General features: G+C 45.1%; 24 protein-coding genes and 1 riboswitch. Of the genes, 11 read left to right on the top strand and 13 right to left on the bottom strand.

All coding sequences use genetic code 11. From position 1 onward, the window contains the following. Positions 1–116 precede the first annotated feature (116 nt). Positions 117–527, bottom strand: coding sequence for a metalloregulator ArsR/SmtB family transcription factor (locus QUA77_RS11370; protein WP_333450198.1), 411 nt, complete (start codon positions 525–527; stop codon positions 117–119). Positions 528–626: 99 nt separating this feature from the next. Between QUA77_RS11370 and QUA77_RS11365 the strand changes: the two genes are divergently transcribed. Further along, a complete protein-coding gene (locus QUA77_RS11365) occupies positions 627–842 on the top strand; it encodes a metallothionein (protein ID WP_445302071.1) in 216 nt (71 codons plus the stop codon). A gap of 289 nt (positions 843–1,131) precedes the next feature. After that, positions 1,132–1,392: a DUF7219 family protein gene (locus tag QUA77_RS11360; protein WP_333450197.1), complete on the top strand. Its 261-nt coding sequence runs from the start codon at positions 1,132–1,134 to the stop codon at positions 1,390–1,392. Between the two features lie 117 nt (positions 1,393–1,509). Here the strand turns inward: QUA77_RS11360 and QUA77_RS11355 are convergent, their stop codons facing one another. Next, positions 1,510–2,559 (bottom strand): metal ABC transporter solute-binding protein, Zn/Mn family, encoded by a 1,050-nt coding sequence (locus QUA77_RS11355; protein WP_333450196.1) that lies wholly within the window; start codon positions 2,557–2,559, stop codon positions 1,510–1,512. Positions 2,560–2,649: 90 nt separating this feature from the next. Here QUA77_RS11355 and QUA77_RS11350 point away from each other — a divergent pair, with 90 nt between their 5' ends. Both QUA77_RS11350 and QUA77_RS11345 read left to right on the top strand, forming a co-directional pair. Beyond that, positions 2,650–3,369, top strand: a complete 720-nt coding sequence (locus QUA77_RS11350) for a metal ABC transporter ATP-binding protein (protein WP_333450195.1) — start codon at positions 2,650–2,652, stop codon at positions 3,367–3,369. A 95-nt stretch (positions 3,370–3,464) separates the two neighbouring features. Then, positions 3,465–4,301: a metal ABC transporter permease gene (locus QUA77_RS11345; RefSeq protein WP_333450194.1), complete on the top strand. Its 837-nt coding sequence runs from the start codon at positions 3,465–3,467 to the stop codon at positions 4,299–4,301. A 119-nt stretch (positions 4,302–4,420) separates the two neighbouring features. Here the strand turns inward: QUA77_RS11345 and QUA77_RS11340 are convergent, their stop codons facing one another. From QUA77_RS11340 to QUA77_RS11325, 4 genes are all read right to left on the bottom strand, one after another. Continuing rightward, a complete protein-coding gene (locus tag QUA77_RS11340) occupies positions 4,421–5,470 on the bottom strand; it encodes a WD40 repeat domain-containing protein (protein WP_333450193.1) in 1,050 nt (349 codons plus the stop codon). Beyond that, on the bottom strand, positions 5,458–6,429 hold the full coding sequence (locus QUA77_RS11335; RefSeq protein ID WP_333450200.1) for a GTP-binding protein: 972 nt from the start codon (positions 6,427–6,429) through the stop codon (positions 5,458–5,460). The genes QUA77_RS11340 and QUA77_RS11335 overlap by 13 nt, the downstream gene beginning before the upstream one ends. 182 nt (positions 6,430–6,611) lie before the next feature. Continuing rightward, positions 6,612–7,646: a cobalamin biosynthesis protein CobW gene (gene cobW / locus QUA77_RS11330; protein ID WP_333450192.1), complete on the bottom strand. Its 1,035-nt coding sequence runs from the start codon at positions 7,644–7,646 to the stop codon at positions 6,612–6,614. A 368-nt stretch (positions 7,647–8,014) separates the two neighbouring features. After that, positions 8,015–8,422, bottom strand: a complete 408-nt coding sequence (locus QUA77_RS11325) for a DUF1636 domain-containing protein (protein WP_333450191.1) — start codon at positions 8,420–8,422, stop codon at positions 8,015–8,017. A 25-nt stretch (positions 8,423–8,447) separates the two neighbouring features. Continuing rightward, positions 8,448–8,594, bottom strand: a riboswitch (cobalamin riboswitch). A gap of 134 nt (positions 8,595–8,728) precedes the next feature. Here QUA77_RS11325 and QUA77_RS11320 point away from each other — a divergent pair. Both QUA77_RS11320 and QUA77_RS11315 read left to right on the top strand, forming a co-directional pair. Beyond that, entirely contained in the window at positions 8,729–10,708 is a 1,980-nt protein-coding gene (locus QUA77_RS11320) for a serine/threonine-protein kinase (protein ID WP_333450190.1), read from the top strand. 97 nt (positions 10,709–10,805) lie between these two features. Next, a complete protein-coding gene (locus QUA77_RS11315; RefSeq protein ID WP_333450189.1) occupies positions 10,806–12,080 on the top strand; it encodes a serine/threonine-protein kinase in 1,275 nt (424 codons plus the stop codon). On the opposite strand, the gene QUA77_RS11310 is transcribed toward QUA77_RS11315, so the two are convergent. The 3 genes from QUA77_RS11310 to cynS form a co-directional block, all read right to left on the bottom strand. Next, the gene (locus QUA77_RS11310) at positions 12,072–12,656 is read right to left on the bottom strand and encodes a type IV pilin-like G/H family protein (protein ID WP_333450188.1); all 585 of its coding nucleotides are present in this window, start codon (positions 12,654–12,656) and stop codon (positions 12,072–12,074) included. The genes QUA77_RS11315 and QUA77_RS11310 overlap by 9 nt on opposite strands. Positions 12,657–12,711: 55 nt before the next feature. Continuing rightward, entirely contained in the window at positions 12,712–14,091 is a 1,380-nt protein-coding gene (clpX, locus tag QUA77_RS11305; protein ID WP_333450187.1) for an ATP-dependent protease ATP-binding subunit ClpX, read from the bottom strand. 227 nt (positions 14,092–14,318) lie between these two features. Beyond that, complete coding sequence (cynS, locus tag QUA77_RS11300) at positions 14,319–14,762, bottom strand: cyanase (protein WP_333037104.1); 444 nt, start codon at positions 14,760–14,762, stop codon at positions 14,319–14,321. 445 nt (positions 14,763–15,207) lie between these two features. Between cynS and QUA77_RS11295 the strand changes: the two genes are divergently transcribed. The 4 genes from QUA77_RS11295 (at position 15,208) to QUA77_RS11280 (ending at position 21,349) form a co-directional block, all read left to right on the top strand. Further along, positions 15,208–15,552, top strand: coding sequence for a slr1659 superfamily regulator (locus tag QUA77_RS11295; protein ID WP_333450186.1), 345 nt, complete (start codon positions 15,208–15,210; stop codon positions 15,550–15,552). 147 nt (positions 15,553–15,699) lie between these two features. Then, positions 15,700–17,835 (top strand): ATP-binding protein, encoded by a 2,136-nt coding sequence (locus tag QUA77_RS11290; protein WP_333450185.1) that lies wholly within the window; start codon positions 15,700–15,702, stop codon positions 17,833–17,835. A gap of 521 nt (positions 17,836–18,356) precedes the next feature. Then, positions 18,357–18,632 (top strand): hypothetical protein, encoded by a 276-nt coding sequence (locus tag QUA77_RS11285; protein ID WP_333037107.1) that lies wholly within the window; start codon positions 18,357–18,359, stop codon positions 18,630–18,632. A 131-nt stretch (positions 18,633–18,763) separates the two neighbouring features. Beyond that, positions 18,764–21,349 carry a PAS domain S-box protein gene (locus QUA77_RS11280; protein WP_333037109.1) on the top strand — a complete coding sequence of 862 codons (2,586 nt, stop codon included), beginning with the start codon at positions 18,764–18,766 and terminating at the stop codon, positions 21,347–21,349. A gap of 70 nt (positions 21,350–21,419) precedes the next feature. On the opposite strand, the gene QUA77_RS11275 is transcribed toward QUA77_RS11280, so the two are convergent. Beyond that, positions 21,420–21,881 (bottom strand): VOC family protein, encoded by a 462-nt coding sequence (locus QUA77_RS11275; protein ID WP_333037110.1) that lies wholly within the window; start codon positions 21,879–21,881, stop codon positions 21,420–21,422. Positions 21,882–22,372: 491 nt separating this feature from the next. Then, positions 22,373–22,858: a glutathione peroxidase gene (locus QUA77_RS11270; protein ID WP_333037111.1), complete on the bottom strand. Its 486-nt coding sequence runs from the start codon at positions 22,856–22,858 to the stop codon at positions 22,373–22,375. 18 nt (positions 22,859–22,876) lie between these two features. Here QUA77_RS11270 and QUA77_RS11265 point away from each other — a divergent pair, with 18 nt between their 5' ends. Beyond that, a complete protein-coding gene (locus QUA77_RS11265; RefSeq protein WP_333037112.1) occupies positions 22,877–23,122 on the top strand; it encodes a hypothetical protein in 246 nt (81 codons plus the stop codon). Between the two features lie 26 nt (positions 23,123–23,148). Here the strand turns inward: QUA77_RS11265 and QUA77_RS11260 are convergent, their stop codons facing one another. Together QUA77_RS11260 and QUA77_RS11255 are read right to left on the bottom strand one after the other, a co-directional pair. Beyond that, on the bottom strand, positions 23,149–24,042 hold the full coding sequence (locus QUA77_RS11260; RefSeq protein ID WP_333037113.1) for a DUF2382 domain-containing protein: 894 nt from the start codon (positions 24,040–24,042) through the stop codon (positions 23,149–23,151). Positions 24,043–24,262: 220 nt separating this feature from the next. After that, positions 24,263–25,120 (bottom strand): DUF2382 domain-containing protein, encoded by an 858-nt coding sequence (locus QUA77_RS11255; RefSeq protein WP_333037114.1) that lies wholly within the window; start codon positions 25,118–25,120, stop codon positions 24,263–24,265. Positions 25,121–25,188 lie beyond the last annotated feature (68 nt).

Genomic DNA, 25,188 nt, shown 5'->3' with positions numbered 1-25,188 from the left:
GGATTTTAAAATCCCAAAAGCCTTTCGACCCCAATTATTTGACTGCTACCCCTTGACAGGTCAAGACAGTATCTACACAATTTTAAATCCATTATCAATGCCCAATGCCCAAAAGCTTAATCTGCTTCGTCTAAGTGTTCGGCGACTGCTTGGTAAAGTTCAAAAACGTGACGATCGAGTAAACTATAAAAAACTTGTCTCCCAACCTTGCGGTAACTTACCAACCGCATCGCCCGCAATGCCCGCAACTGGTGCGATACTGCTGACTCGCTCATACTCAACGCCGCAGCCAAGTCACACACGCACAGTTCTTGTTTGGCCAAAACCGACAGCAGCCGCAGGCGGTTCGCATCTCCCAAAAGACTGAAAAACTCAGCCATCCGCTGCGCTTTTGCGGTGTTGAGAACTTGTGTTTGGATGTCCCCTGCCCGCCAACAGTCAACTAGGTGCGAGGGATCGCACGTTGGTGTATCGTTTTGTTCGCGAGGCTGACTTATCGCTCCGTTAACAGCAGAGTTGGGTGACATCTTTATCCCGGCTTGTTTTAATTCTCATTTTCATTTTAGTGCGATCGACCCACCTTTTGTAACAAAACTTTTACATTCCCTTGACTTATATCTGAATATATGTTCAGATATAAGTATAGACAAACAAACCCACCAGGAGAAGCTCAAATGACTACCGCCACCCAAACAAAATGTGCCTGTCCTTCATGTTCATGCGTTGTCAGCCCCAGCGAAGCCATTGAAAAAGACGGCAAAACATACTGTTCCAGTGCTTGCGCTGACGGCCACCCCAACGGCCAAGGCTGCGGCCACACCGGCTGCGAGTGCCACAAATAAATATTCGGCTTCACAAAAGATTAATCAACCACTCTAAAATCTATCTAAAGGGAGATGCGAACCGCGCATTTCCCATTTTTTTTGCTTTTAGGTTAAAGAAAAGTTAAAATAAAGCTAACTTAAGGTTAAGGCTGCATTAATAGACTAAATACAGAGCGAAAAAGCACAATTGCTACTTACGCAATACAATAGAAGCAAGTTAGCGCCGCGATACTGAGTACAAATAGTGCTATTAACAGCAGAGACCGAACCAAAAGTTGAATACCAAAAGTTTAATTAGGAGGGGGCAATGAAAGAGCGGGAAGATTTTTTACATCCTCGCAATCGCTACTACGGTGATTTCACGCCAGAAAACTTGGCGTTTAATGCCAACTTGCAGGAGTTTGCTCAAAAAATAACTTATATTTGCTCGCTGGAAACAGGGGGGAAAATTAGCGCTGAGAAAGCCTATAAAGATATTAAGATGCTTTGGAAAGACTTAAAATCCTCTAAGAAGCAATTGGGAATTGGCCAAAAACCCCCCAGTACCGGTGAGGAAAATTCACCTTAAAGTCATCGCAGCCAACGCAGCGTTTGCAATCGAAAACCCCTGCGATTGCGAGCGCTGCTTTTTTCTGCGTACCCAGCCAAGGTAAGGTGCTTGCTAGTAGGCAAACTTTAGAAAATTCTATGGTTTGGGATTTGGTGCAGTTTCTCCGGCAAAAGAAGTACAATTGCCACCGAGGCCAGAAATAATCGCGCAAGTATTAGTTTTCAGCATTCCCTGATATGTATCAGCACCCGTGCCGGGGCCACCCAACTCGTCGCTGTAAAGTTCTTTGTCGGAAATCTCGACATTTGCCTCCCTCGCCACAGTCTCCATCAACTTCGGATTAGTTGTAGTTTCGGCAAAAATTGTCGGCACTCCTGTGCTCTTAATTTCTGAGGACAATGCGGCAATTCTTGCTGCTGTGGGCTGTTCCTCTGTCGTCACACCCTGCAAAGCTCCAGCCATCTCCAAACCGTAAGCATCGGCATAGTAACTCAGAGCATCGTGAGTTGTTACTAACTTCCGTTTTTCTGGTGCAATAGTCGCAATTTGAGCTTTTATCCAAGTATCTATTTTTTGCAACTCATCTGTTAAGGTTGCTGCATTTTTGGCATAAAGTTGAGCATTGGCGGGGGAAACTTTGCTCAATTCATCGCGAATTGTTTCTACCATACGGATGCCATTTTCAGGGTTATGCCAAACGTGAGGGTCAGGGACTTTTTCGCCTTCTGCATGGGGTTGGTTTTCCGCTTTATCTTCACCGTGTTCGTGATCGTCTTTGCCCATCAGCGGTTTGGGAACGGCGAGTTCGTGGACGGCGATTTTGGGTGCGGAATTATTGCTAGATTCAATTAACTTAATGATGCTGGGTTCGTGGTTGTAGCCGCCGTAGAAAATCAGATTTGCTGTTTCAATCGCTTTGCGGTCTTCCGGCTTGGTTTGGTAGGCGTGGGGGTCGTCTCCCGGCTCGATTAGACAGGTGGTGTCGATCGAACTTTGAGCAATTTCTTTAGTTATGTCGCAGATAACGCCAGTCGTGGCGACGACTTTGGGCAAGTTGGCGGCGGGACTCTCTGGTGTCCGATTGGTTGGATTCTGTCCTCCACTGCACCCAGCCAGTCCGCAGCCGACCGCCAAAACAGCCGCACCGCACAATCTGCGGGTTTTTCCAGCCAACTTCTTTAACATTTTCACCTTTGGAACGATAATCGTTATTGCTTTTTCGAGTTATCCTATTCTAGTAGGTACGAACAAGAATCGTTCTCAAAATCTCGAATTATGCTAGAAGTGCAAGACTTGGCTGTCAATTATCGCGGAATTTCGGCCCTCAACAGCGTGAATTTCCAGTTAGATCCCGGGCAATTAACCGGTGTGTTCGGCCCCAACGGCGCGGGGAAAAGCACGATGGTAAAAGCGATGCTGGGATTGATCCCGGCCTGTCGGGGTTTGGTGAAATATCAGGGGCGGCTGCTGAAGGAACAGTTGTCGCGGGTGGCTTACGTGCCGCAGCGATCGCAAATTGACTGGGATTATCCGATTACGGTGTGGAATGCGGTGATGATGGCGCGAACCGTCCAGACAGGTTGGTTTCGGAGTCCCTCGAAGCAGTCGCAAGAATTGGTGAAAGCTGCTTTGCTGCGGGTGGGAATGTGGGATTTGCGCGATCGGCAAATTGGCGAACTGTCTGGCGGACAGCAGCAGCGGATTTTTTTAGCAAGGTCGATCGCCCAACAAGCCGATTTATTCTTCTTCGACGAACCTTTTAACGCGATCGACAAAGCAACCGAAGAAATTATTTTCGATATTTTTGCCGAACTAAAAGCTGAGAATAAAACATTGCTAGTAATCAGCCACGATTTAGGTGAAACTTTAAAACAGTACGACAATTTATTATTGCTAAATAAGCAGTTAATTGCAACTGGTTCCTGCCGGGAAGTCCTCACCGCAGCCAATATTCAAAAAGCCTATGGATACGATTTAAGTTTAGTTGCTGCCTAAGCAAAAAAAGATTTATCTTTAAAGTTGATTGTGGCACGGGCGTCCCGCCTGTGCAGTTTATTGTAGTTAAAAAATATTATTATTGATGTAATTCAATGTTAAACCTACTAATTGACCCACTACAATTCGAGTTTATGCGAAATGCGATTGCCGTCGGCATTTTGCTAGGAATTCTCTGTGCCGTTGTCGGTTCCTACTTAATTGTACAGCAAATGGGAATGATGGTTGACATGATAGCCCATTCGGTATTAGCAGGATTGCCAGTAGCTTTTTCTTTAGGTTTCAATATTTCGATCGGCGCGTTTATATCGGGAATTATCAGCGCGGTAATTATGGCATGGATTCAATCGCAATCCCGCCTCAAAATTGATGCAGTCATGGCCTTAATTTTATCTACTTTCTTAGCAATTAGTGTCACGCTGATTAGCCTGTTGCGGACAACCAAATTAGATTTAGACGGGTTTTTGTTCGGGAATATCTTGTCAGTTGCACCGGCTGACGTGCAGCAGACTTTTATCATAACTTTGATTATTTTGGTAGCAGTTAAACTCCTTTACAAAGAATTGCTCTTTTATACTTTTGATCCGCTGGGGGCGCAAGCGTCCGGTTTACCTGTAAACTTGATTTATTTGGGGATGATTTCGGCGATTACGCTGACGATTGTTGCGAGTTTGCAAACTGTGGGGGCGCTGTTAGTAATTTCTCTCTTAATCGGGCCGGGAATAACGGCGTATTTGTTAGTAAAAGAGCTACATTTAATGATGGGATTGGGAGCAATTATTGGGAGTACAGCTAGCGTAACTGGTATGTATCTCAGCTATTATTTGAATATGCCATCTGGGGCGGCAATTGTATTAGTTGTTTTTGGGTTGTTTTTAGTGGCTTTGCTGTTCAGTCCCAGTCAAGGGATTGTGACAAGAAAGAGAGGATAACAGTCCAGGACGCACAGGCTCTATCTGTTGTACGTTTTTTACGCTTACTTACGCAAAAAGTAATTTAATGCCCTACTTATAACAGCTTGCTCAGCCCGAACTCTTTGCCGCCCATAGATTTATGACCAAACCAGCAATTCGCCTCCACAGCCACCAGCGACCAGAAACTGGCCTTCGGGATGCCATGCCAAACAGGAAAAACCCCCTTCTGCACCTTCTAGAATTTGCAGCAATTGTGCTGCTTCAGACCACAAACAAACTTGACCGTCTGCGGCTGCGGAAGCTAATAAAAATGTGTTAGGTTGAAACGCGATCGCATTTACCACTTTTTCATGCAGTTCTAACCCCCAAGAATCCCAACCGATACTTTCATCAGCGTGTTTTTCCCACACTGAAATACCTTCAGAACTCGCAGCAGCTAACAAAGGCGCACCCAAGGAATTAGTTTTATCCGACCAAGCTAACTGCCGAACCTTCCCCGGAAAACCCTGCATTACCCACGGTTCAAAATTGCCCCATTCATTAACAATTAGAGTATTGTCCATATTGCCGCAAGCTAAATATTCCCCTTGTGGCGACCAAGAAACTGCACCTGTTGCGGAGGGTACTGATAAAATTTCCGGGTCTTCGTCCCAGTCTTCGCCATGCCAAACTTTGACGCCTTTATAGCCACTAACTGCCAGATATTGAACCATGGGATGCCATGCTAAATCTAAGATAGATGATGAGTCGAAATTCAGCGTTACTTCAACAACATTATCCTCAGCATTCCAGACTTGAACGTAGCGGCCCATACTGAAAGCTAACTGGTTGCAGTTGGGACTCCAAGCTAACTTATCAACCCAAACGCGCTGGTTATCAAAATCAGCAATTAATTCCCCAGAATTTACGCGCCAAATTCGCACTTTTCCATCTTGTCCGCCAGCAGCTAGGAATTGACTGTCGCGGGAAAAAGACAAGCAATCGGCTGATTTACCCGTAGCACTTTTTAGCGTTTGCAAGGACAATTCATTAAGTGTCCCTACTTTCGCCAGCATCACTTCGCCTGCCGCAGAACAGACTCCTAAAGTTGTGCCATCCCGCGACCAAGTAACAGCAGTTACGTAGTCAGACAGCATGGCTGCGGCGTGAAATTTCAGGGTTTGTTCGCTACTTTTTAAACTAGACACCGACGGAAATCCTCTCGCAATTGATTTTCGTTTAAGTTGCGGCCGATGAATACGAGTTCATTTTTCGGAGTTTCGGTAGCTTTCCAAAGTCTATCTGGCCGGCCATCGAACACCATGTGTACTCCTTGGAAAACAAATCGCTTGTTGTCTCCGGCGACATTCAAAATCCCTTTTGTCCGAAAGATATTCGGGCCTTGAGTTCGCAACAATTCCTCCATCCAATCGCTGAATTTGTTGCGGTCAATGGCACCGGATTCTACTATTGCTACTGAGGTAACAGTTTCGTCGTGTTCGTGAATGTGTTCGCCCAAAAAGTCGGGTTCGATTTCTAATGCCCGATTCAAATCAAATGCTTTGACACCCAATAAAGCATCCATTCCTAATTCAGCGTTGCGGGTACGGTAAATTTTAGCCATTGCATTCATGGCGCGAATTCGCTTTTCTAATTCTGCCAATTCTTCCTCTGTCACTAAATCAGTTTTGTTGAGCAAAACTACATCAGCGAAGGCAATTTGTTCTTGAGCTTCGTCGGCGTCCCAGTGCTGCCAGATGTGCTTGGCATCGACTACGGTGACTACTGCATCTAGCAGTAATTTTTCCCGCATATCTTCGTCTACAAAAAATGTTTGAATTACGGGTGCGGGGTCGGCTAAACCTGTGGTTTCGATGACTATGTGATCGAATTTGTCTCGCCTCTTCATTAAGTTGCCGATAATCCGAATTAAATCGCCTCTGACTGTACAGCAAATGCAGCCGTTGTTCATCTCAAAAATTTCTTCGTCGGCATCAATTATCAGTTGGTTGTCGATGCCGACTTCGCCGAATTCGTTGACGATGACTGCAACTTTTTTGCCGTGTTCCTGTGTTAAAATTCGGTTGAGCAGCGTGGTTTTGCCTGCACCTAAATAGCCTGTGAGAACGGTAACAGGAACTGATTCGATCGCCCCAGCACTCACCATACTTGACCTCGATTGTTGTACAATGATAACCATTATCGCTATTGTACACCAGAGCTGCTGGCAACGCCCACAATATTAAAGAATGTTAATAAATTGTTTGTCAGAGCTTGTCGGGGCAAGTTTTACCAATAATATTTGCTGCAATTCAAAATATCGATAAACCCGCCCCTCTCAGATGACAATTAATTGTTAATCATAGCTGCAATTCGATCGCGCTCTAACTCTCGACCGATCAGCACTAATTTGGTTTGGCGGAGTTCAGAAGGTTGCCAAGGGCGATCGTAAAAATATTCTATCCGCGAACCCACACCTTGCAACACCATCCTCATCGGTTTCTTGGGAACCGCCACAAACCCTTTAATCCGATAGATTTCCTCCTGCTGCATCAAGGATTGCAGTTTTTTCACCAAAGCTTCAGGTTCAAATTCGCGATCGGCAATAAAGTAAGTTGAGTTAATATCATCATCATGTTCGTGTTCCTCCTCAGTGTCATGGTGGCTGGGGCGAGACTCCAAATCATCCTCAACCGCCGCATTAAATCCCATTAACACATCTGGGTTAATTTCGCCCGCTTTGCAGGGCACAATTTTTACACTCGGACGTAACTCTTGCTGTAACCAGCTTTGGACTTTCTTGTGAGTTTCCGCATCTACGCGATCGACCTTCGTTAAAAGTACCATATCGGCACAGGCTAACTGGTCTTCAAACAATTCCTCGATCGGAGTTTCGTGATCTAAACTAGAATCAGCCTGCCGCTGTGCCATCAAAGCATCGATATCACCGACAAAAGTACCGCTAGCAACAGCTTCGCAATCGACAACAGCAACAACACCGTCTACCGTAGCACCCGTGCGAATTTCCGGCCAGCGAAAAGCTTGAATCAAAGGTTTAGGAAGTGCGAGGCCAGAAGTCTCAATTAAGATACAATCAATTTGTTCTCTGCGCTTCAACAATTCCTGCATAGTCGGCAAGAATTCCTCTTGAACAGTGCAGCAAAGACAACCATTTGTTAGTTCTACAATATTGCTGCTAACATTTTCTTCTTCGTCGCAAACTTGGCAATCGCGCAGCAGTTCTCCGTCAATTCCGATTTCCCCAAATTCGTTAACCAGAACAGCAATGCGGCGACCTTGATTATTTTGCAATAAGTGACGAATTAAGGTAGTTTTGCCGCTACCGAGAAAACCAGTGATGACAGTAACAGGAATTTTGTGCATTGATAATTTTGTGCTTATTTGGTGATGGGATATCTCGTTCCCAGGCTCTGCCTGGGAATGCTAATCTAGAGGCTCTGCCTCGCTGGAATAAATGAGCGCTTTTAACACGAGACCGAGCCTCTGGCTATGCGCTCCCAGGCCGAGAATGTAGGTGACAACTTAAGACGGAAACCTACAATAAAAGTCGCTTTTAGGCGAAGTCTAGATCCCCCTAAATCCCCCTTAAGAAGGGGGACTTTGAGAATATTTCTTGTCCCCCCCTTATTAAGGGGGGTTAGGGGGGATCTAGATTTCGATAAAAACCAGAGATACGGTCGGTTTGACGTTAAGTTGTCACCAATGGGCAGAGCATGGTAACGAGAAATGCTCTAATTTCCCAGCGGTGGAATCTTCGCTAAAACGCCTTTTTTCAGAGCTTGAGGACGCTCAGACCAAGGCAACAAACCGTCGGGTTTAGCATAGTATTGACCCGCGCATTCGAGTACAGCCTCGACACTTTCCGACTCATTGGCAGGTAAATCGCCAAACAGATAAGTGTACTTTCCAACAGCAGCAAAACACACCGCACAAGAGTGACTGCAAGCACTCATGCACTCAACTTCTTGAATCTCAAACTTATCATAAAACTCCCAATCTTTAGCGAGTTGCGACAAATTTTCCATGAATAGTTGACCCCCGCTTTTGCCTTCGCGCTTGCCGTTTTTCCAAACACTAGCGCAAGCAGTGCAAACAAGTAGACTGTGCTTTGTGCCTACAGCCGTGTTAATTCCATCCATCACCCGTACCTCGCAGATGCGTTCAAAAGTGAGTTAGATATCGGCGGGCATTCTGACTTAAAAAACCCCAAGGGTTTCATTACAGTTGCGGGACAGCGCCGGACTTGCACCGAACTTTCCCCGTTTCCTCTAGCGACTGCTCCCCGCTAGAACCGATCGCGAAATCAAATCCTATCACACTTGCCGCCTTTTTTCAAAAAAGTTATGTTTGTATGAGCGATCGTTTCCTTCCTAGTAAGGACTTTAGTCCTTATAAGATAACGGCTTCAGGACTAAAGTCCTTACTACCAACCATAGTAATTACCTATGAACGCTTTTCCTGACTTTTCCCAACATGGCTATCAAATAAGTCGCGAACTCGGATACAACAGTTTGGGCGGCCGCGTTACATATCTCGCCACAAAAATTAACACAAAAAAATCCGTTGTAATTAAGCAATTTCAATTTGCCCAATTAGGTGCTAGCTGGGCAGAATACGAAGCTTACGAACAAGAAATTAAAGTTTTGCAAAATCTGGATCGTCCTGGCATTCCGCGCTATCTCGATTCTTTCCAGACTGACAGCGGTTTCTGCATGGTGCAGGAATACAAAAATGCCGAATCTGCTGTCACCCGGAATTTTTCTCCGCCGGATATCAAACAAATTGCGATCGCCACTTTAGAGATTTTAGTTTACCTGCAAGCTCAGAAACCGCCGATAATTCACCGCGACATAAAACCGGAAAACTTGTTAATCGACGACGAATTAAATGTGTACTTAGTAGACTTCGGTTTTGCGCGCTTGGGAGGCGGAAACATTGCCGCCAGCAGCGTTGTCAAAGGCACGATGGGATTCATGCCACCGGAACAAATGTTCAACCGAGAATTAACCAAAGCCTCGGATCTTTACGGCTTGGGGATAACGCTGATTTGTTTGTTAACTGGGACCAAATCTGCGGATGTCGGTAATTTAATTGATGCTAATTATGGCATTCATTTTCGGCATTTAGTACCGCCGTTGCAGCAAGGTTGGATGAATTGGCTGGAAAGGATGGTAGCGCCGAGAATTCAAGATAGATATCAGTCGGCGGCTGATGCTTTAACTGCACTAGAATCTTTGGATGTCAGCAGCTTGCCAAAAGTGAGAATTGAGCGCGATCAACTGAAATTTAATGCTACTGAATATGGAGAAATTATAATACGGGCGATAGCCATTAGCAACCCAATTCCCGATACAATTTTAACAGGAAGATGGGAAGTCGCGCCGCATCCGAATGATCCGCCGCACACGCCTTACGACCATTCTTGGATTTCTTTTGAACCGCCCTCATTTGAAAGCAATGAATTGGAGTGTCAGATTGCGGTAGATACGAGCAAATTGCTGGCAAGCCAAACTTATCAACGCCAGATTGTACTGCGCGCTAATTCTGAACCAGACACTTATCAAGTTGCAATTCAAGTTAAAACTGCGCGCCTTCCCGAATCCAAACCAACACTATCTTTGTCTAAAAAGAGACTGCTTTTCATGTTGGTGTTTGTTTTCGCCGGTTGGCTGTTGGGTTGCGAAATCCATCCACTGTTTTTATCGATGTTTTTAATTTCTCCGCTTGTTACTGGATTTATAGCAGCGGAAAAAACGCTATATGCTGAAGTAAATGGAAGTGAAATCAATTGGTTTGGAGCCGTTTTCGGAGCGAGCTTTGGAATTACAGCTATGTCGATATTAACAAGCGCTTTTGCCTCAGTTTTCGAGATTAATTTGGGCGATAATCTGAGTAAAATCATCCCTTTATTAGTTTGCTTGGTGCTATCAGCTTTAGTTGGTGCTGCGGCCGGTAGTGTTGCCAGTAGTTGGACTTTGACACTCTGGGCATCTGCAGCTTCGGTACTGAATTTTATATCTTTGCCTGCCCTGGGATTAAATTTTGGGATGACACAACCTTTAGGGATTAGTATTTACTTGATCGTTCTACTTTTATTTAGTTCCTTTTGTTGGTTGGTAGTTTATACTTTAGCTAAACCTGGAATTTCCGATCGCATTAAAAAAGGTTTTTTGAAGCAAGATGCTGTGACACTCGCCTTTCTCACGGCTGGATTTTGCATCAGCTTAGGAACCGCTTTGCAACTGTTTTTTAAATTGGCAACTAATATGGATTCGGTTGAAATCATGGAACTTTTACTTGTCGGAGGAATTACGATCGCTCCCGTCGCCGTCACTGCTATTCCCTTACTCAATCTGATAGTCTTTAAAAGAAATCAAATTATTGCCAACTATCGAAAATCCCAACCCCATTTAATCAAACCGTAAAAACTTGTTCGTAGTAGGGACTTTAGTCCTTAAAGACTGAAGTCCTTACTAGAAACCTTTTTTGGACTGAAGTCCTTACTACAAACCTGACAAATTTATGAATGCTTTTCCTGACTTTTCCAACTACGGCTATCAAGTAACTCGCGAACTCGGACACAACCGCGCCGGCGGGAGAGTTACCTATCTCGCTACCGAAATTAATACCCAACGTTCCGTCGCCGTCAAACAATTTCAATTTGCCCAAACAGGCGCTAATTGGGCTCAATATCAAGCGTGCGAACAAGAAATTCAGATTTTGCGAGAACTGGATCATCCCAACATTCCCCGCTATTTAGATTCCTTCCAAACTGCATCGGGTTTTTGCATGGTACAGGAATACAAAAATGCCGATTCTCTCGCTATTTTGCGCCAGCTAACACCGCAGCGAACCAAGCAAATTGCTATCTCTGTTTTAGAAATTCTCAAATACTTGCAAAACCGCGTTCCGCCAGTGATTCACAGAGATTTAAAACCGGAAAATATCTTGGTGGACGATCGCCTGAATGTCAGCCTTGTCGATTTCGGATTTGCTAGAATCGGCGGAGGAGAAGTGGCCGCCAGCAGCGTGGTTAAAGGCACTTTGGGCTTTATGCCGCCCGAACAAATGTTCAACCGCCAGCTAACTGTTGCATCGGATTTATACAGTCTCGGCGCGACGCTAATTTGCTTGCTAATCGGCATCACTTCTACCGAAATTGGCAGTTTGATGGATGATACGGGGCGGATTAATTTTAAAAATCGCTTGCCGCAGCTAACTCCAGAATTTCTTGAGTGGCTGCAAAAAATGGTGGAACCCAATTTCAAACACCGCTATCCTTCCGCAGATGCTGCCCTCAATGCTTTGATTCCCCTCGAAGTAGTTCAGCAGCGTAACAACTTAAAACCGGTATTGATATCAGTCGGAGTATTAACAGCAATTTCTGCTATTTTTATTCCGCTTTTTTGGAAATCTCCCGAACCTCAAACAGCAGTAGATATCAGACCAGCAATCAACTTAGCAAATTTGAACCCTAAGACTCAAGTAATGTTAACTGACGAATTAGAGTCAACCAAACTTAGGGATGTTTGGTCTTTGAAGCAAAACAAAAAAGTCTATTTTGCTGTAAGTGCTGCTAACTTGCCAGAAGGAGAATATAGAAGTTATTGTAAGGTTGTCAACCCTCAAGGAATATTCGCAGCCCAAAGTCAATCTTATTTAAAAACGACGGGCGATCGATTAAATACTTGGTGCTGGTACAATTTTAAAAAAAATGACAAACCGGGCAATTGGAAGTTTGAATTTTACTTAGACGGTGAAAGAGTGACGCAAAATAGTTTCAAGGTCTTACCTTAAGATAGTTGTTCCGGGCTGGCAGTGAATTTCTTTGCCGTCAAAAGTTGGCGGATTCCAAGTTTCTGCATAACTTGCATTAATTCGAGCGCTCTCGCAAATTGCAGAAATAGTTGTTATGCCACCCATTTCTTTAAAAGCAAACACTGCGCCAGTGTAGGATTTCCCGGTACTCATATCATTAGGTTTGCCGATCGCGATCGCGCTTTCAAATTGTGCCGATTGGCGTTGATTGTACGAGGTTTGCACCGGACCCATTGATGATACGATCGTGTAATTATAGTCATCGGTTTGTTCTTTAATTCCTAGACCCAGTTGAGTAATGTTATCGCTAAATTTACCGTACTCTGCATAGTAAGCTTGCTGCGCTCTATTGATGCTATTAATATATTGTTTTGCTTCTGAGGATTTCGGAGCGCTGGAGAGGGAAATTTTGTTGAATTGAAAATCGTAAAATGACGCCATGATGCCAGCCACAACCGCGCTGTAAATTGCAATCCTCGGCAGCAAACTGGATACTGGCAATCTCGATTTTTTACTGGCTTTAGCTACATTGACTGACATTTTTTTAACTGTCATAAAGTAAATTTGCCAAGCTTGTAGGGTGCGCCACAAGCACCCTACAAACTATAAATTATGCAGTTTCGTGCTTCCGCCATGCGGGGTGCCACAGCAATTCGGCAGTCGATCGCTTCTCGACCATTTCAGGAGTAATCATACAATTAGCCACATCCTTGCGAGAAGGCAACTCGTACATGACATCCAGCATTAACTCCTCTAAAATGCTGCGGAGAGCTCTCGCGCCGGTTTTGCGACGATAGGCCTCCTGGGCGATCGCCCGCAGCGCTTCCGGCTGGAATTCCAATTCCACGCTGTCCATCTTCAACAGCTTTTGATACTGCTTCACCAGCGCATTCCGGGGCTCGGTCAATATCTGCATCAAAGCCGCCTCATCCAGAGGCGAAATCACTGTCACCACCGGTATCCGCCCCACAAACTCAGGAATCAAACCAAACTTGACTAAATCGTCCGGCTGTACCTGCTGCAAAATATCAGCGGCCCGCTTGTCTTTCGCCGGCAAAGTCGAGTTGCTGTCGCTTTCTGTTGGCTGAATAAAGCCCAAGGATTTTTTACCCAAACGCTGTTCAACTATTTTTTCCAAACCGACAAAAGCACCGCCACAAATAAATAGAATTTTGCTAGTGTCAACTTGAATAAAATCTTGGTAAGGATGTTTGCGACCGCCTTGCGGGGGGACGTTAACTACCGTTCCTTCCAACATTTTTAGCAGCGCTTGCTGCACTCCTTCTCCCGATACATCCCTAGTGATCGAAGTGTTTTCACTTTTGCGAGCAATCTTGTCAATTTCATCAATATAAATAATACCCCGCTGCGCCGATTCGACATCAAAATCGGACATTTGCAACAGCCGCAGCAAGATATTTTCTACATCGTCGCCGACATATCCAGCTTCTGTCAGCGTCGTCGCATCCGCTACCGCAAACGGCACTTCGAGCATTTGCGCCAAACTTTGGGCTAACAAGGTTTTGCCACAACCTGTGGGGCCCACTAGCAGGATGTTGGATTTTTGCAATTCTACATCGCTGTCAGGGGAAGACTTGTCGCTATCTTTAGCTTGGTCAACGCTCAAGCGCTTGTAGTGGTTATAAACTGCTACAGAAAGGACTTTTTTTGCTGAATGTTGGCCGATGACGTGGTTGTCTAAATGCTGCTTAATCTCTGTTGGTTTCGGAATTTGAGCTAAAACGATTTTCGATTTATTCGATCGGCCCGGACGCCGCGTTCCTTGTCCCTGAGACTCTCGCACCTCTGATTGGGGAATCTGTTGACCAATTGTTTTACTGGAGTCAAAGAACTCCTCCTCTAAAATTTCATTGCACAGTTCCACGCATTCATCGCAAATGTAGACGCCGGGCCCAGCTATTAACTTGCGGACGTACTCTTGCGACTTGCCGCAAAAGGAGCATCTGAGATGGGAGTCATATTTTGACATATTTGCCTCTTAATTTACGGTTGCGGTTGCTTGTTTCGACTGGGGAAGTTGCCGCGGGAGCGACCTTAGCTTTGCCCTAGAAGGGTTTCCCGATCGGACACCCAAGCCAGTCAAGCTTCGCGATCTCTATTTCTAAGTTAACACTTTTGAGGCTTTAGTCATTAGTCACGAGTCATTCGAGCAAATTTGAATTTTTCATTTTCACTTGAAAATAAAGTGGCGCGGGCTTACCATTTTTTGTATTCCAAAAATTTTCCCGACATAATTATTTTCACTCGATCGCCTTTTGGGTCTGCTTCTTTCTCGACATCCAAACTAAAGTCGATCGCGCTCATAATCCCGTCACCAAATTTTTCGTGAATCACTGCTTTGAGTGGCATCCCGTAAACTTGCATAATTTCATAGAAACGATAAATCAGGGGGTCAACCGGAACCGAGGGTTCCAAAGAACCTTTTAACGGAGGTTCACAGAGAACCGCAGCCGTCTCGCTATCTAGTCCTAAAGCCGAGACAATTTTCTCGGCTTCATCTTGTGATGCGGTAGCTTGACGGTAAATAAGCGCGGCAATCCAAACTTCGTCGCGCCCTAAAACTTTTTCCAAATCTGCAAAACTAATTCCCTTAGCTTTTTTAGCCGCCAAAAGCTTTTCTGTAATTCCTGAAATTGCCATTAAATATTCTCCCCTTCACTTCTGTGTCAGATGTGAAATATGTCTCACATTTTGGTAATTTTGTCAATACTAAGTTGAGAAAAAAATCGAATTGATAGCTCGCAACTTCAGCAAAAGTTGGTCTCCTTAACCCCCGCAACTCATACAATTTGAGATTTGAGATTTGAGATGTTAGATTGGCAATGACTGATGACTACCAGGGTTGAGAGCTAGTCAACAGTTGCATTCTTTATTCCAACTGGTATCACAACCGATAAATCCTAAAATAAGTCATAACTGCCCTGTGGCAATGGTACAGTTGGCAGTATATGTAATAAAAGTTACACACGCAAAGGCCTTCGGCATTCGGCAAACGGCTGAATTTTGATCGTGCTAGCCTGAAGCTCAATCCTCGCTCACGCAGCCAAAGCGCCTTTACCACTCAAAACAGGCAATTGACAAAAGTATGGAGATTCAGACCAAAGATTACACGATACAGTACGATCGCGCTACGCAAACAGTCACCTGTAGTGGCTCGTTCCGACTCAGCCAGGTGGAAGAATACGCACCCATCGTCGATCTGCTCAACGAAGTGGCTGACTCCTGCCCAAACACGGTGACTCTAGACTTGCGAAAGCTAGAATTTTTAAATAGTTCTGGAATTAATATTTTCTCAAAATTTGTGATCAAAGTGCGCCAGCAAAAAAATATTCAAATCGCCATCAAAGGTTCTAAACATATCCCCTGGCAGATAAAATCCCTGAAAAACTTGCAGCGGCTGATGCCTTCCTTGCACTTAGAATTGGAATAATAACGAAAAAGGTAAACAGGAATCCCCGGCTAAGTGCGAGAACCAGGATGAGGGTGGCTGAAGTTAATCGGAATAAGTCATAGTTAAACTAGCACAAAACCATAAAAATCTTCAGAACCGACTAAAAATTACCAATTTTCAATTGCTATGCAGGAAGAACCATCGACAGAACAGCTACTTTTCGACGTTCAGCGGCTGAGTGCGGAACTTGAAAACTTGAAGCGCGAAAAGGTTGACCTAGAACTTTTGCTGGAGACTACCACCGAACATTCAGATACGATGGAAGCTCACTTGCTGAGCAAAGCTCAGTTGGCGCTGCGTTCAAGCGAAGAGCAGTTTCGGGCGATCGCCTCGGCAACTCCGGTGCCGATATTAGTTTCTCGCCTCTGTGACGGCTTAATTATGTATGCGAACGCTCAATTGGCTTCTCTCCTGAACATACCCCTAGAAAAATTGATCGGCTGCAGCACTCCAGACTTTTACTTGAACCCCGCCGATCGCCCAAAGGTACTTGAGGCACTTGCTAAAGAGGGATACCTCCAAAACTACGAAATCCACTGCAAAAAATCAGACGGCACCGCTTTCTGGGCGATGATCTCGGTTCAGTCGCTGGTGTTTAACGGGCAGCAGACGGCATTGTGCGCCTTGTACGACCTCACCCAGCGCAAGGAAGCAGAACAAACCCTCCAAGAGAGCGAAAAGCGTCTCCGCCGCCAGAGTTTGGCTTTGTTGCAGCTAGGTAGGCAGAGGACTCTCAACAGCGGTGCGCTGAATGTGGGAATTCGGGAAATTACCGAGGCTGCTGCCCGGACTTTGGATGTGGAAAAAGTCAGCGTCTGGCTTTACAACCATGGAAGATTTGGAACTCGGTACCCCAGCGATCAGCTAAATTTTACCGAGAGAGTTCTCGCCCAGAACCAAACAGAGCCACTCGATACAGAGGCCGCTGCCCCAGAGCAACACGAGGGGGTGAATCATTCTAAGTTTAAAATGCCCAACCTCAAATTAGTTTGTCTTGACGTGTACGATCGCACCCAGGAGAATCATTTGAGCCGGGAGTGCATATCGGCAAGCGATTTAAATTTATCAATTTTAGATGTTGAAGGCGACGCACCGGGCGAAAATGTGCGATCGGACAATGGTTTAGAACCTACGACAAAGACTCAAAACTCTCTACAAACAAATTTGTCCCACTCATCTTCCCTAGCCGAACATTCCGCTGTGCTGCCAAATGCCAGCAAGCCCAATTCATCCATATTAAATGTAGCAATTAGGCTCGGTGGGCAGATCGTGGGCATCCTCTCTCTCGAACATATCGGCGCGCCCCGCCAGTGGGCTCTGGAGGAACGCACCTTCGCTGATTCTTTGGCAAATTTGGTAGCGCTGGCGATCGAAGGATTTGAGCGCCAGCGGGCTCAGGAAGCACTCTCCAAAGCCAAAGCCCAGCTAGAAATGACCGTCGATCAGCGCACCGCTCAACTCACCGCCGCCAATAAACTGCTCCGCATCGAAATTGCCGAGCGCAAAAGAGCCGAAATAGCCTTGCAAGAAGCCTTACACAAAGCTGAAGCAGCTTCGAGAGCTAAAAGCACTTTTTTAGCCAATATGAGCCACGAGCTGCGGACGCCGCTCAACGCGATTATCGGTTACAGCGAAATGCTACAAGAAGAAGCACGAGAATCGGGACTCGAAGAGATCATTCCCGATACCCAAAAAATTTATAACGCTGGCAAACACTTGCTGACTTTAATTAACGATATTCTCGACCTTTCTAAGATAGAAGCTGGTCGGATGGAGCTTTATTTAGAAAAATTTGACCTCAGTAATTTAATAGAAGAAGTCGTTGCAACTTTGCACCCTTTGGTCGAAAAAAATCACAATCAATTGCAAGTTTCTTGCTCTGAAAATTTGGGAGTGATGTATGCAGATTTGACTAAAGTCCGGCAAATTCTGTTTAATTTGCTCTCAAATGCCCTGAAGTTTACCGAAGGTGGAACGGTGCTGTTGAGCGCGACTCGCGAACCAGCCGGCGACACCGATTGGGTTTATTTGCAGGTATCTGATACGGGGATTGGAATGTCGGCAGAACAGCAGCAGGGTTTGTTTCAACCTTTTATTCAAGGGGACGCTTCGACTACTCGCAAGTACGGTGGCACCGGTTTAGGATTGGCCATTAGTCGCTTGTTTTGCCAGATGATGGGCGGCGATATCACTGTTGAGAGTGTGTTGGATGTTGGCTCTACTTTTACTGTTCATTTAAAGACAAAAGTTGATATTAGTTAGAAGCAAATTGGGCAACTAGCAATGTAGGGGATGTAACGGATTTAATGGGTGGGGGTTTTGCCAGGAATTGTGTAGGGGATTTAACGGATGGCAAAAGATGGAATAATTCCCCCATTACCCATTCTCCCATTACCAATTACCCATTCCCTTTTTTATTGTGACACCGATCGCGATCAACCTCTGTTTTCGATCACACAGTAGCATTTTTTTTCAGCCTAGAATACCTATATTATTCCAAGATTGTCCTGCAGGCACGATAGGGGGCCTCGCTGCATTCACAAGTCCCACCTCAACCTAATTAAGGCGGTGGGGGGTTGCTTCCAGAAAGGCAATTTGGTAAAAGTAATGCTATGGTCGCGAAGCAGTAGAAGGCAAAATTTAACAGGAAATCAGGAAGTTTCAAAAGTCTCTGGACGCAGAAACACAATTCTGCTTTTTGCCTTCATACTGCTTCTACGGGCGAGATAGCACTGCTGCTGAAAGCAATGCACAATTTCTCAGAATCAAAGGAGTGCATCTACATGATTAAACCTTGCAGTCAACCGCTAAAAATAAACCCTTTTACTTGTTATCGCGATCCGGCTACAGGCAGGTGGACTACTGTAGTTACAAGTGTTCCAAACACTTGCGAAACAGACTCTAGTTTAAAAGCAGAAGCCGAAGGCGAAAACGAAGGTAAAGCAGAAAGGATCGTTTCTGCTTCGCCTGCTGTCTCGGTGTCGAAAAAAGTCCTTTCTTTCTCCCTGCCTCCATTTAAACACCGTGCCAAAAAATCTGCTGTTAGTGTCAGCAGGTAGATATCGCAGGGGTCTAATCTAGTTTCCACGGTTAGTCCCCGACGATCGTCAAACCAAACAAAACAAACTTATCCATAGCTTAAACTGTCAAAAAGCGATATACTGGCAGCAAACTTTCTCCTTCAATATCCGTGAAGTATTTGCTCGATCGCTGCCTCCACTTTGTATGGACAGACCGACCAATTCGCCAGCGGGGAACAGTCATCATTGCTATTCCCATGATTTTTCTGTTTGCTTCGCTGCTAGCAATTGCAGCCCTCCGGGATAGTGCCCTACAGATAAGAAAGCGAGCAGATACTAATAAGGCATTACTTCAGGAAACTAACCGCATGATAACCCTGGTGGTGGATGCGGAAACGAGCGTTAGGGGTTATGGCTTGACAAAGCGCCGCGAATTTCTATCACCCTACTTAGAAGCAAAGAAGAGTTTGCCTCCGCTACTGGCTAAACTCAACGTTTTGGTTCAAGAAAACAAACTGCAAGCTCAGCGATTTGAAGAAATTAAAAAAAGTACCGAACAGCATATAAATTTCTTGCAAAACACTTTGAATAAGCTGGACAGTTCGGCAATAAGGATGCAGTCGCCGGAAATAATTGAGGTGTTCACTCAAGGCAAATTGAGGAGGGAGAACCTGCGCGCAAAAATTAATGTGTTTGCTAATGCCGGCGAAGCCTACCAGAAAAGTCTAGATCGGCAATTAGGGGAGTTAGTAGATTTCATTAATTTTGTGCAAGTTGCGGGTTTACTTTCCGGCTGTTTGGGTGCAGGGGCTTCCTGGTATTTATTTGATAGTTTAGAGAAGGAATTGAGCAAGCGGGAAGCGGGCTTGGAAGAAAGTAAAAGTCGCATTCAAGCTGTGGTAGACAATGCGGCTGACGGTATTATTACTTTGGACGCACAGGGAAATATTGAGTCTTTTAATAGGGCAGCAGAAAAGATTTTTGGCGAGAAAGCCGATCGAATAATGGGATCTAACCTGCGGCGGCTGATAGCTCAACCGCTGCCGCACAGCAGTGTGGGGGATTATTCGATCGAATATTTTGTGTTACATCCAGATACTAGGCTGAAGACTTACCAGCAAGAAACAGTTGGAATTCGACACGACGGAACGAAGTTCCCGATGGAGTTGGCTGTCAGCGAAATGCGTCTGGCAAATCAACACTTGTTTATTGCGATTTGCCGCGATGCCCGAGGACGAAAACAAGCCGAAGAAACTCTGCGAAAGCAAGCGCAAATGCTGGATTTGGCAAATGATACGATCGCGGTCCTAGACTTGAATGGGGTAATTTCTTATTGGAATTTAGGGGCGAAGTGGCTCTACGGGTGGCGGAAGTCGCAAGCAATAGGAAAAAATATTCACAAGCTTTTACAAACAGAATGGGCCCAACCTTTTGAGGTAATTCAAAAAGTATTTTTCGAGAAGGGTTCTTGGCAAGGAGAACTGGTGCGAACTAAGAAAGACGGGACAAAAATAACGGTGGCAAGCCGCTGGACTTTGCAGTACGACAAGCAAGATCAACCAGTGGCTATTTTGGAAATCAGCAACGATATTAGCGATCGCAAACGCTCAGAAATTGCTTTAGCCGAAAGCGCGCAGCGGTTTCGCGCTACTTTTGAGCAGGCGGCAGTAGGCATGGTTCAAGCGACTGTGGAAGGCAAATTTCTCTTAGTCAATCAAAAACTTTGCGAAATTTTGGGCTACAGCCGGCAAGAATTGGTGGAGAAAAGATTTCAGGATATTACTTGGCCTGGAGATTTGGCAAGCGAACTGGAACTTTTGCGCCAATTGTTAGCAGCAGAAATTGAAAATTTCTCTGTGGAAAAGCGCTACATCCGCAAAGACGGAGAGTTGGTGTGGGCAAACTTAACGGTTTCGCTGCTGCGAGAACAAAATGGCACTCCATTTCTGATGAGTGTGATTGAAGATATTAGAGAACGCAAACAAGCTGAGGAATCGCTGCGGTTGCGCGCTCAAGAATTGAGGTTGACAGCCCAAAATCTAGCTCAAACGACGAATAGTTTAAGAAAGCGGAATCAAGAATTAGACCAGTTTGCTTATGTAGTTTCTCACGATTTGAAAGCGCCACTCAGGGCGATCGCCAATCTCAGCAGTTGGATAGAAGAAGACCTCAGCGAGTCGATGACAGAGGAGACTCTGCACCAAATGAACCTGCTGCGCGGCAGAGTTCACAGGATGGAAGGTTTGATTGAGGGATTACTGCAATATTCGCGCGTCGGACGGATTCAAGTGCCTTCAGAAATGGTAAAAGTTGAGAAGTTATTAGCAGAAATTATTGATTCGTTGGCGCCGCCGTCTGGATTTGAGGTGAAAGTTGAACCGGGAATGCCAACTTTTGTGACCGAAAAATTGCTGCTACAGCAGGTTTTTTCTAATTTAATTAGCAACGCAATTAAGCATAACCGAGCTGAATCGGGTCATGTAAAAATATCGGTTAAAGAGTTAGATGATTTTTACGAGTTTTCTGTAGAAGATGACGGGCCGGGGATTGATCCTCAATATCACGATAAAGTTTTTGTGATTTTTCAGACCTTGGAAGCTCGCGATAAAGTTGAAAATACTGGGATTGGTTTGTCGCTGGTGAAAAAAATTGTCGAAGGTCAAGGGGGCAGTATTTCCCTCGAATCTGCTGAAGGTGAGGGAGCAACTTTTCGGTTTACTTGGCCGAAGCAACCTATTAGCCAAGACGGAAAATAACACTACTCACGGCGATCCAAAGAGTAAATGTAGGGTGCACCCGGACTACCAAGAACCAGATAGCGAGTGTTTAAACTGGATCACAACGGATTTCGATGATAAATCCATCAGGATCGTAAAAGTAAATGCCGCGTCCTGTAGCGCGAGTGACGGGGCCGCTGTCGATCGCAATTTGATTTGACTTTAGCACTTCCAGAGCGCGATCGAACAAAGCCGGATCGATGTCGAAGGCTAAGTGGTTGGCGCGGGTAAAAGCTTTCTCCGGGTCTGGGTTTGGCGGTTCTAAGTCTGGCTGCCAAAATAAGTCAATAACAGTGCCGTCTGGGGTGACGAAATTAGCAACTTTACCAGCCGCTACCATTTCTGTTAAAGTTGCGGGAATTTCTGCACCTGTTAGTTCGTGGAGGCCGAGAATTGTACCGTAGAAGTGCCGGGAAGCTTTCATGTCGCGCACGTTTAAAGCGATATGGTGAACGCGGCGCAAATTCCCCGGCGCGAGGACAATTTTGACGTTGTTTTCGGTAGTTTGCATGATTGTCAATTGCGAATGTTCAAATTGAATGCAGTTTGATTTATTCAGAGGGTGCCCTGTAAAATAAGCATTTTAAGTTGGTAGTGAGGACTACTGCCATCCGATTTCTAGGATAACTGAAGTCCTCACTACCAAAACTTTTATTCGAGTTGTGCGATCGCACATCATATCGATTAGTATTATTTTTCTTTAGGAAACGATGCCATGCCTACAAATAGCATTGCCAGACCCCCTGCCAGAATTGCGAAGGCAAGTACACCTACAACTAAATCTAATCCCGATGTATTTTCCATTAAATTAAACTGTTCTCCAATTAAATACAATCATCGGTATTTTTTCATGGTTGAGTGCTTGCACACAATGGGGAATATCAGAAGAAAAAATTAGCTCTCAATTTATTAGAAAAAAAGCCTATTAATTTCTTCCGTCTTCCCTAAACATCCATCCGTTAAATCAGTTAAATCCTGTACACAGCTTAGTTGCCGAACTTCTTATTTTGCCAATTCTCGCTCAATAGCAGCGATTAGTTCTGGCGAATCGGGGCCAACACTGCTGCGGAATCTGGCCACCACTTCACCCTGTTTGCTAACTAAGAATTTCTCAAAATTCCAGGAAACCTCACCCTTGGGCTCGACTGCACTCGTAAGCTTAGCGTATAGCGGGTGCTGCTGAGTACCTTTAGCGCGTACTTTGTCAAATAATTCAAAGCTGACGCCGTATTTGGTAGTACAGAAATTGACGATTTCTGGATTACTTCCGGGTTCTTGGCCTCCGAAGTCGTTGCAGGGAAATCCTAAAACACGGAGTCCAGCCGCGCTGTACTTCTGGCTCAATTCTTCGAGTCCTTTGTATTGAGGTGTATAGCCACATTTGGAAGCTACATTAACTATCAAGAGTACCTTGCCAGCGTACTCTCCTAGCTGCTTGTCTTCGCCTGCGATCGTTGTTACTTTAATGTCGGAGATTGTGCTGGGCATTTTCAAATACTTTTAAATTTGACCACCACAATTTTACCGCAAGTCCGTACAATTTTGTCTAGAGGTCGATCGCTAAAAATTTCAATATCCCGATCGGGGCGGGTTGAGGCATCTCGCGCTTATATTATAGATATGGGTGAATCCGCCCCTACAAAAATGACGGTTAATTTACCGAACATGATGTTAGTAGATGGCGGTGAACTTTCTCCCGATCAGGGATCGCCACAGTCCGCTCTTAGATTTAAGTTTCTCGCTAATAGCTAAAATCTACACGGAAAAGGACGAATATTTTAACTTTCTGAGTGGTGTTCGGTCATCCATTTTTGGTAAGTATCCTCAAGTTGCTTGTCTTCGAGAACGAGTTCGAGGCGGACTTTGACGCAACCGTGACGGGGTTGAGAGGCGATCGAATTTAAGATTTTGCTAGCTTTCTGCACAGAGGTAAATTCAGCCTTAACTGTCGGTTCATGGCGATCGCTCTTAATCTCGGTCAAATCTATACCGGTGATGTGTCCTTCGCCTAAATCTATTTCTGCCAACACCTTCGGATCGTCGCCGACTTGTTCGACAATCAGCTTTTCCCACTGGATGGGTACTTGTACCATCCGAGTTTCAATTTCTTTTCGCACTATGACTTCGCCGACTTTGCGCTTGCTGCGATTGATCACCAATCGTTCTTCTAGCAGGCGAATTACTTCTTGATCGACAATATCCAAGTTTTCCTCATCCTGATCTGTCTCCCAATTTGCATCTGTGCGATCGGCATCTGTTAGATTTGACATAACTGTTGAGGGATTTGTTAACTCACTGTTGCTAAATTCACTATCCGGTTCAGAGGCATTTTCTAAATATGGATGCCCGCCATTTGCCGAAACTACTGGCAGCAGATCGACTTGATCCGAATTAATAGTTACAAACAGCGCCTTTTGGTGATAATCGACTTTTTTGAGCAGCTTAACACTTAATAAAAAAATGCGGGCGTTTTCGCTGCCTAGCCCAGCCACCACAAAGTTTAACTTACCGTTAGCATCAAAATATACATCTTTAACTTTGCCTACCAAGTGACCTTGGTTGTCTTTCACGGTAAAACTTTTTAGCTTAGTTCTGACTTTTTCAGGTACCCGGTTGAGACGGGTTATTGATTTGGCAGTTGCTATCTTTTCTGCTGATGCTTGACCGTTCATTTTTTAAACTTTCCTGCTTAGAGATTTTTCTTATGAATTGGTAAGGGGAAATTGGTAAAGGCGGGGAAAGTGCATAAACGTTGCCAAAACTAGACAAGTTTTGTACCCCCCCGCCCCTCACATAGGAATTGCGCGATAACTACCAATCCAATCAAACCTGCGCGGTGACAGAATTATGTCCTTAAGGCGCAATTCCTATGCAATAGCTGTTGCGGTTGGTTTAGATCTTGTTATTTTTATTATCTACAACCGCAGTTCCATCAGTCTTAACGTCTAATTCTTCACGACGCAAGGTTTCTTCGCCCTCAACCGTGCTGCGAACAACTTCTTTTCTGACGTTGACTTCTTCCCGGACAAAAGCTTCCTTGTGAATGTCAGCCGTTTCTTCGTAGACTTCCATGCGTGCAACTTCCCCTGATTGGAAGTCAGCCTCACCGACTGAAACTACTCGACCCGCTTCTACCGGGGTTACTCGATCGATTACAACTCGTTCTTTTTCAATGGGTACTGAAGCTCGCGCTGTTTCAGTTTCCACGCGCTTGCCCACTGCTACTTCGCCTGTTTTTGCGCGGTGTTTGTTGGCAATCAAGCGTTCTTCATAAAGCTTGAGATTTTGGTGCTGCTGTTCGTTGGTTTCGTAGAGAGGGCGGTCGATATCGTAGTTGTAGCTGCTACGATCGTAGCTAGCAGGAGTTGCAGTGGCAGCGGCAGTTCCTTGATTGCGGTAGACGCCTCTTACCTGTTCTTCGCGATCGTAATCTACTGCTTCTAAATCATTGTAAGCAGGCAATTGTTCTGCTTGAGCTTTGTTGCGAAGGCCTGTGGCGTGGACGCGACGGGCTCCGTAGTCGAAGCGGGCCGAGCCGATTGGCAACAATACTTTTTTGCCAAAAATCCAAATACCCGTATCAATTACCAGATAGCGGAAACGACCAGTGTCATCAACCAAAGCATCATAAACTGTGCCTACTTTTTCATCAGAGTCGCCAGCATAAACATCAAATCCCTTGATGTCGTCTCCAGCAAAGATTTCTTCCTGATAGTTAGGGTAAAATTCTGCTAATCTTTGAAGTGCCATGTGTTTTTTCCTCTTTGCTCTACTTAAATTAATAGTAGAAATTAATTCGCCAACTTCCCTCTCCCTAA

It is taken from the genome of Microcoleus sp. K5-D4, from assembly GCF_036704575.1.
In the GTDB taxonomy this organism is placed as follows: Bacteria; Cyanobacteriota; Cyanobacteriia; order Cyanobacteriales; family Microcoleaceae; genus Microcoleus.
Note: the sequence above shows the minus strand (reverse complement) of the source record. Positions and strands in the feature narration are given on the sequence as shown.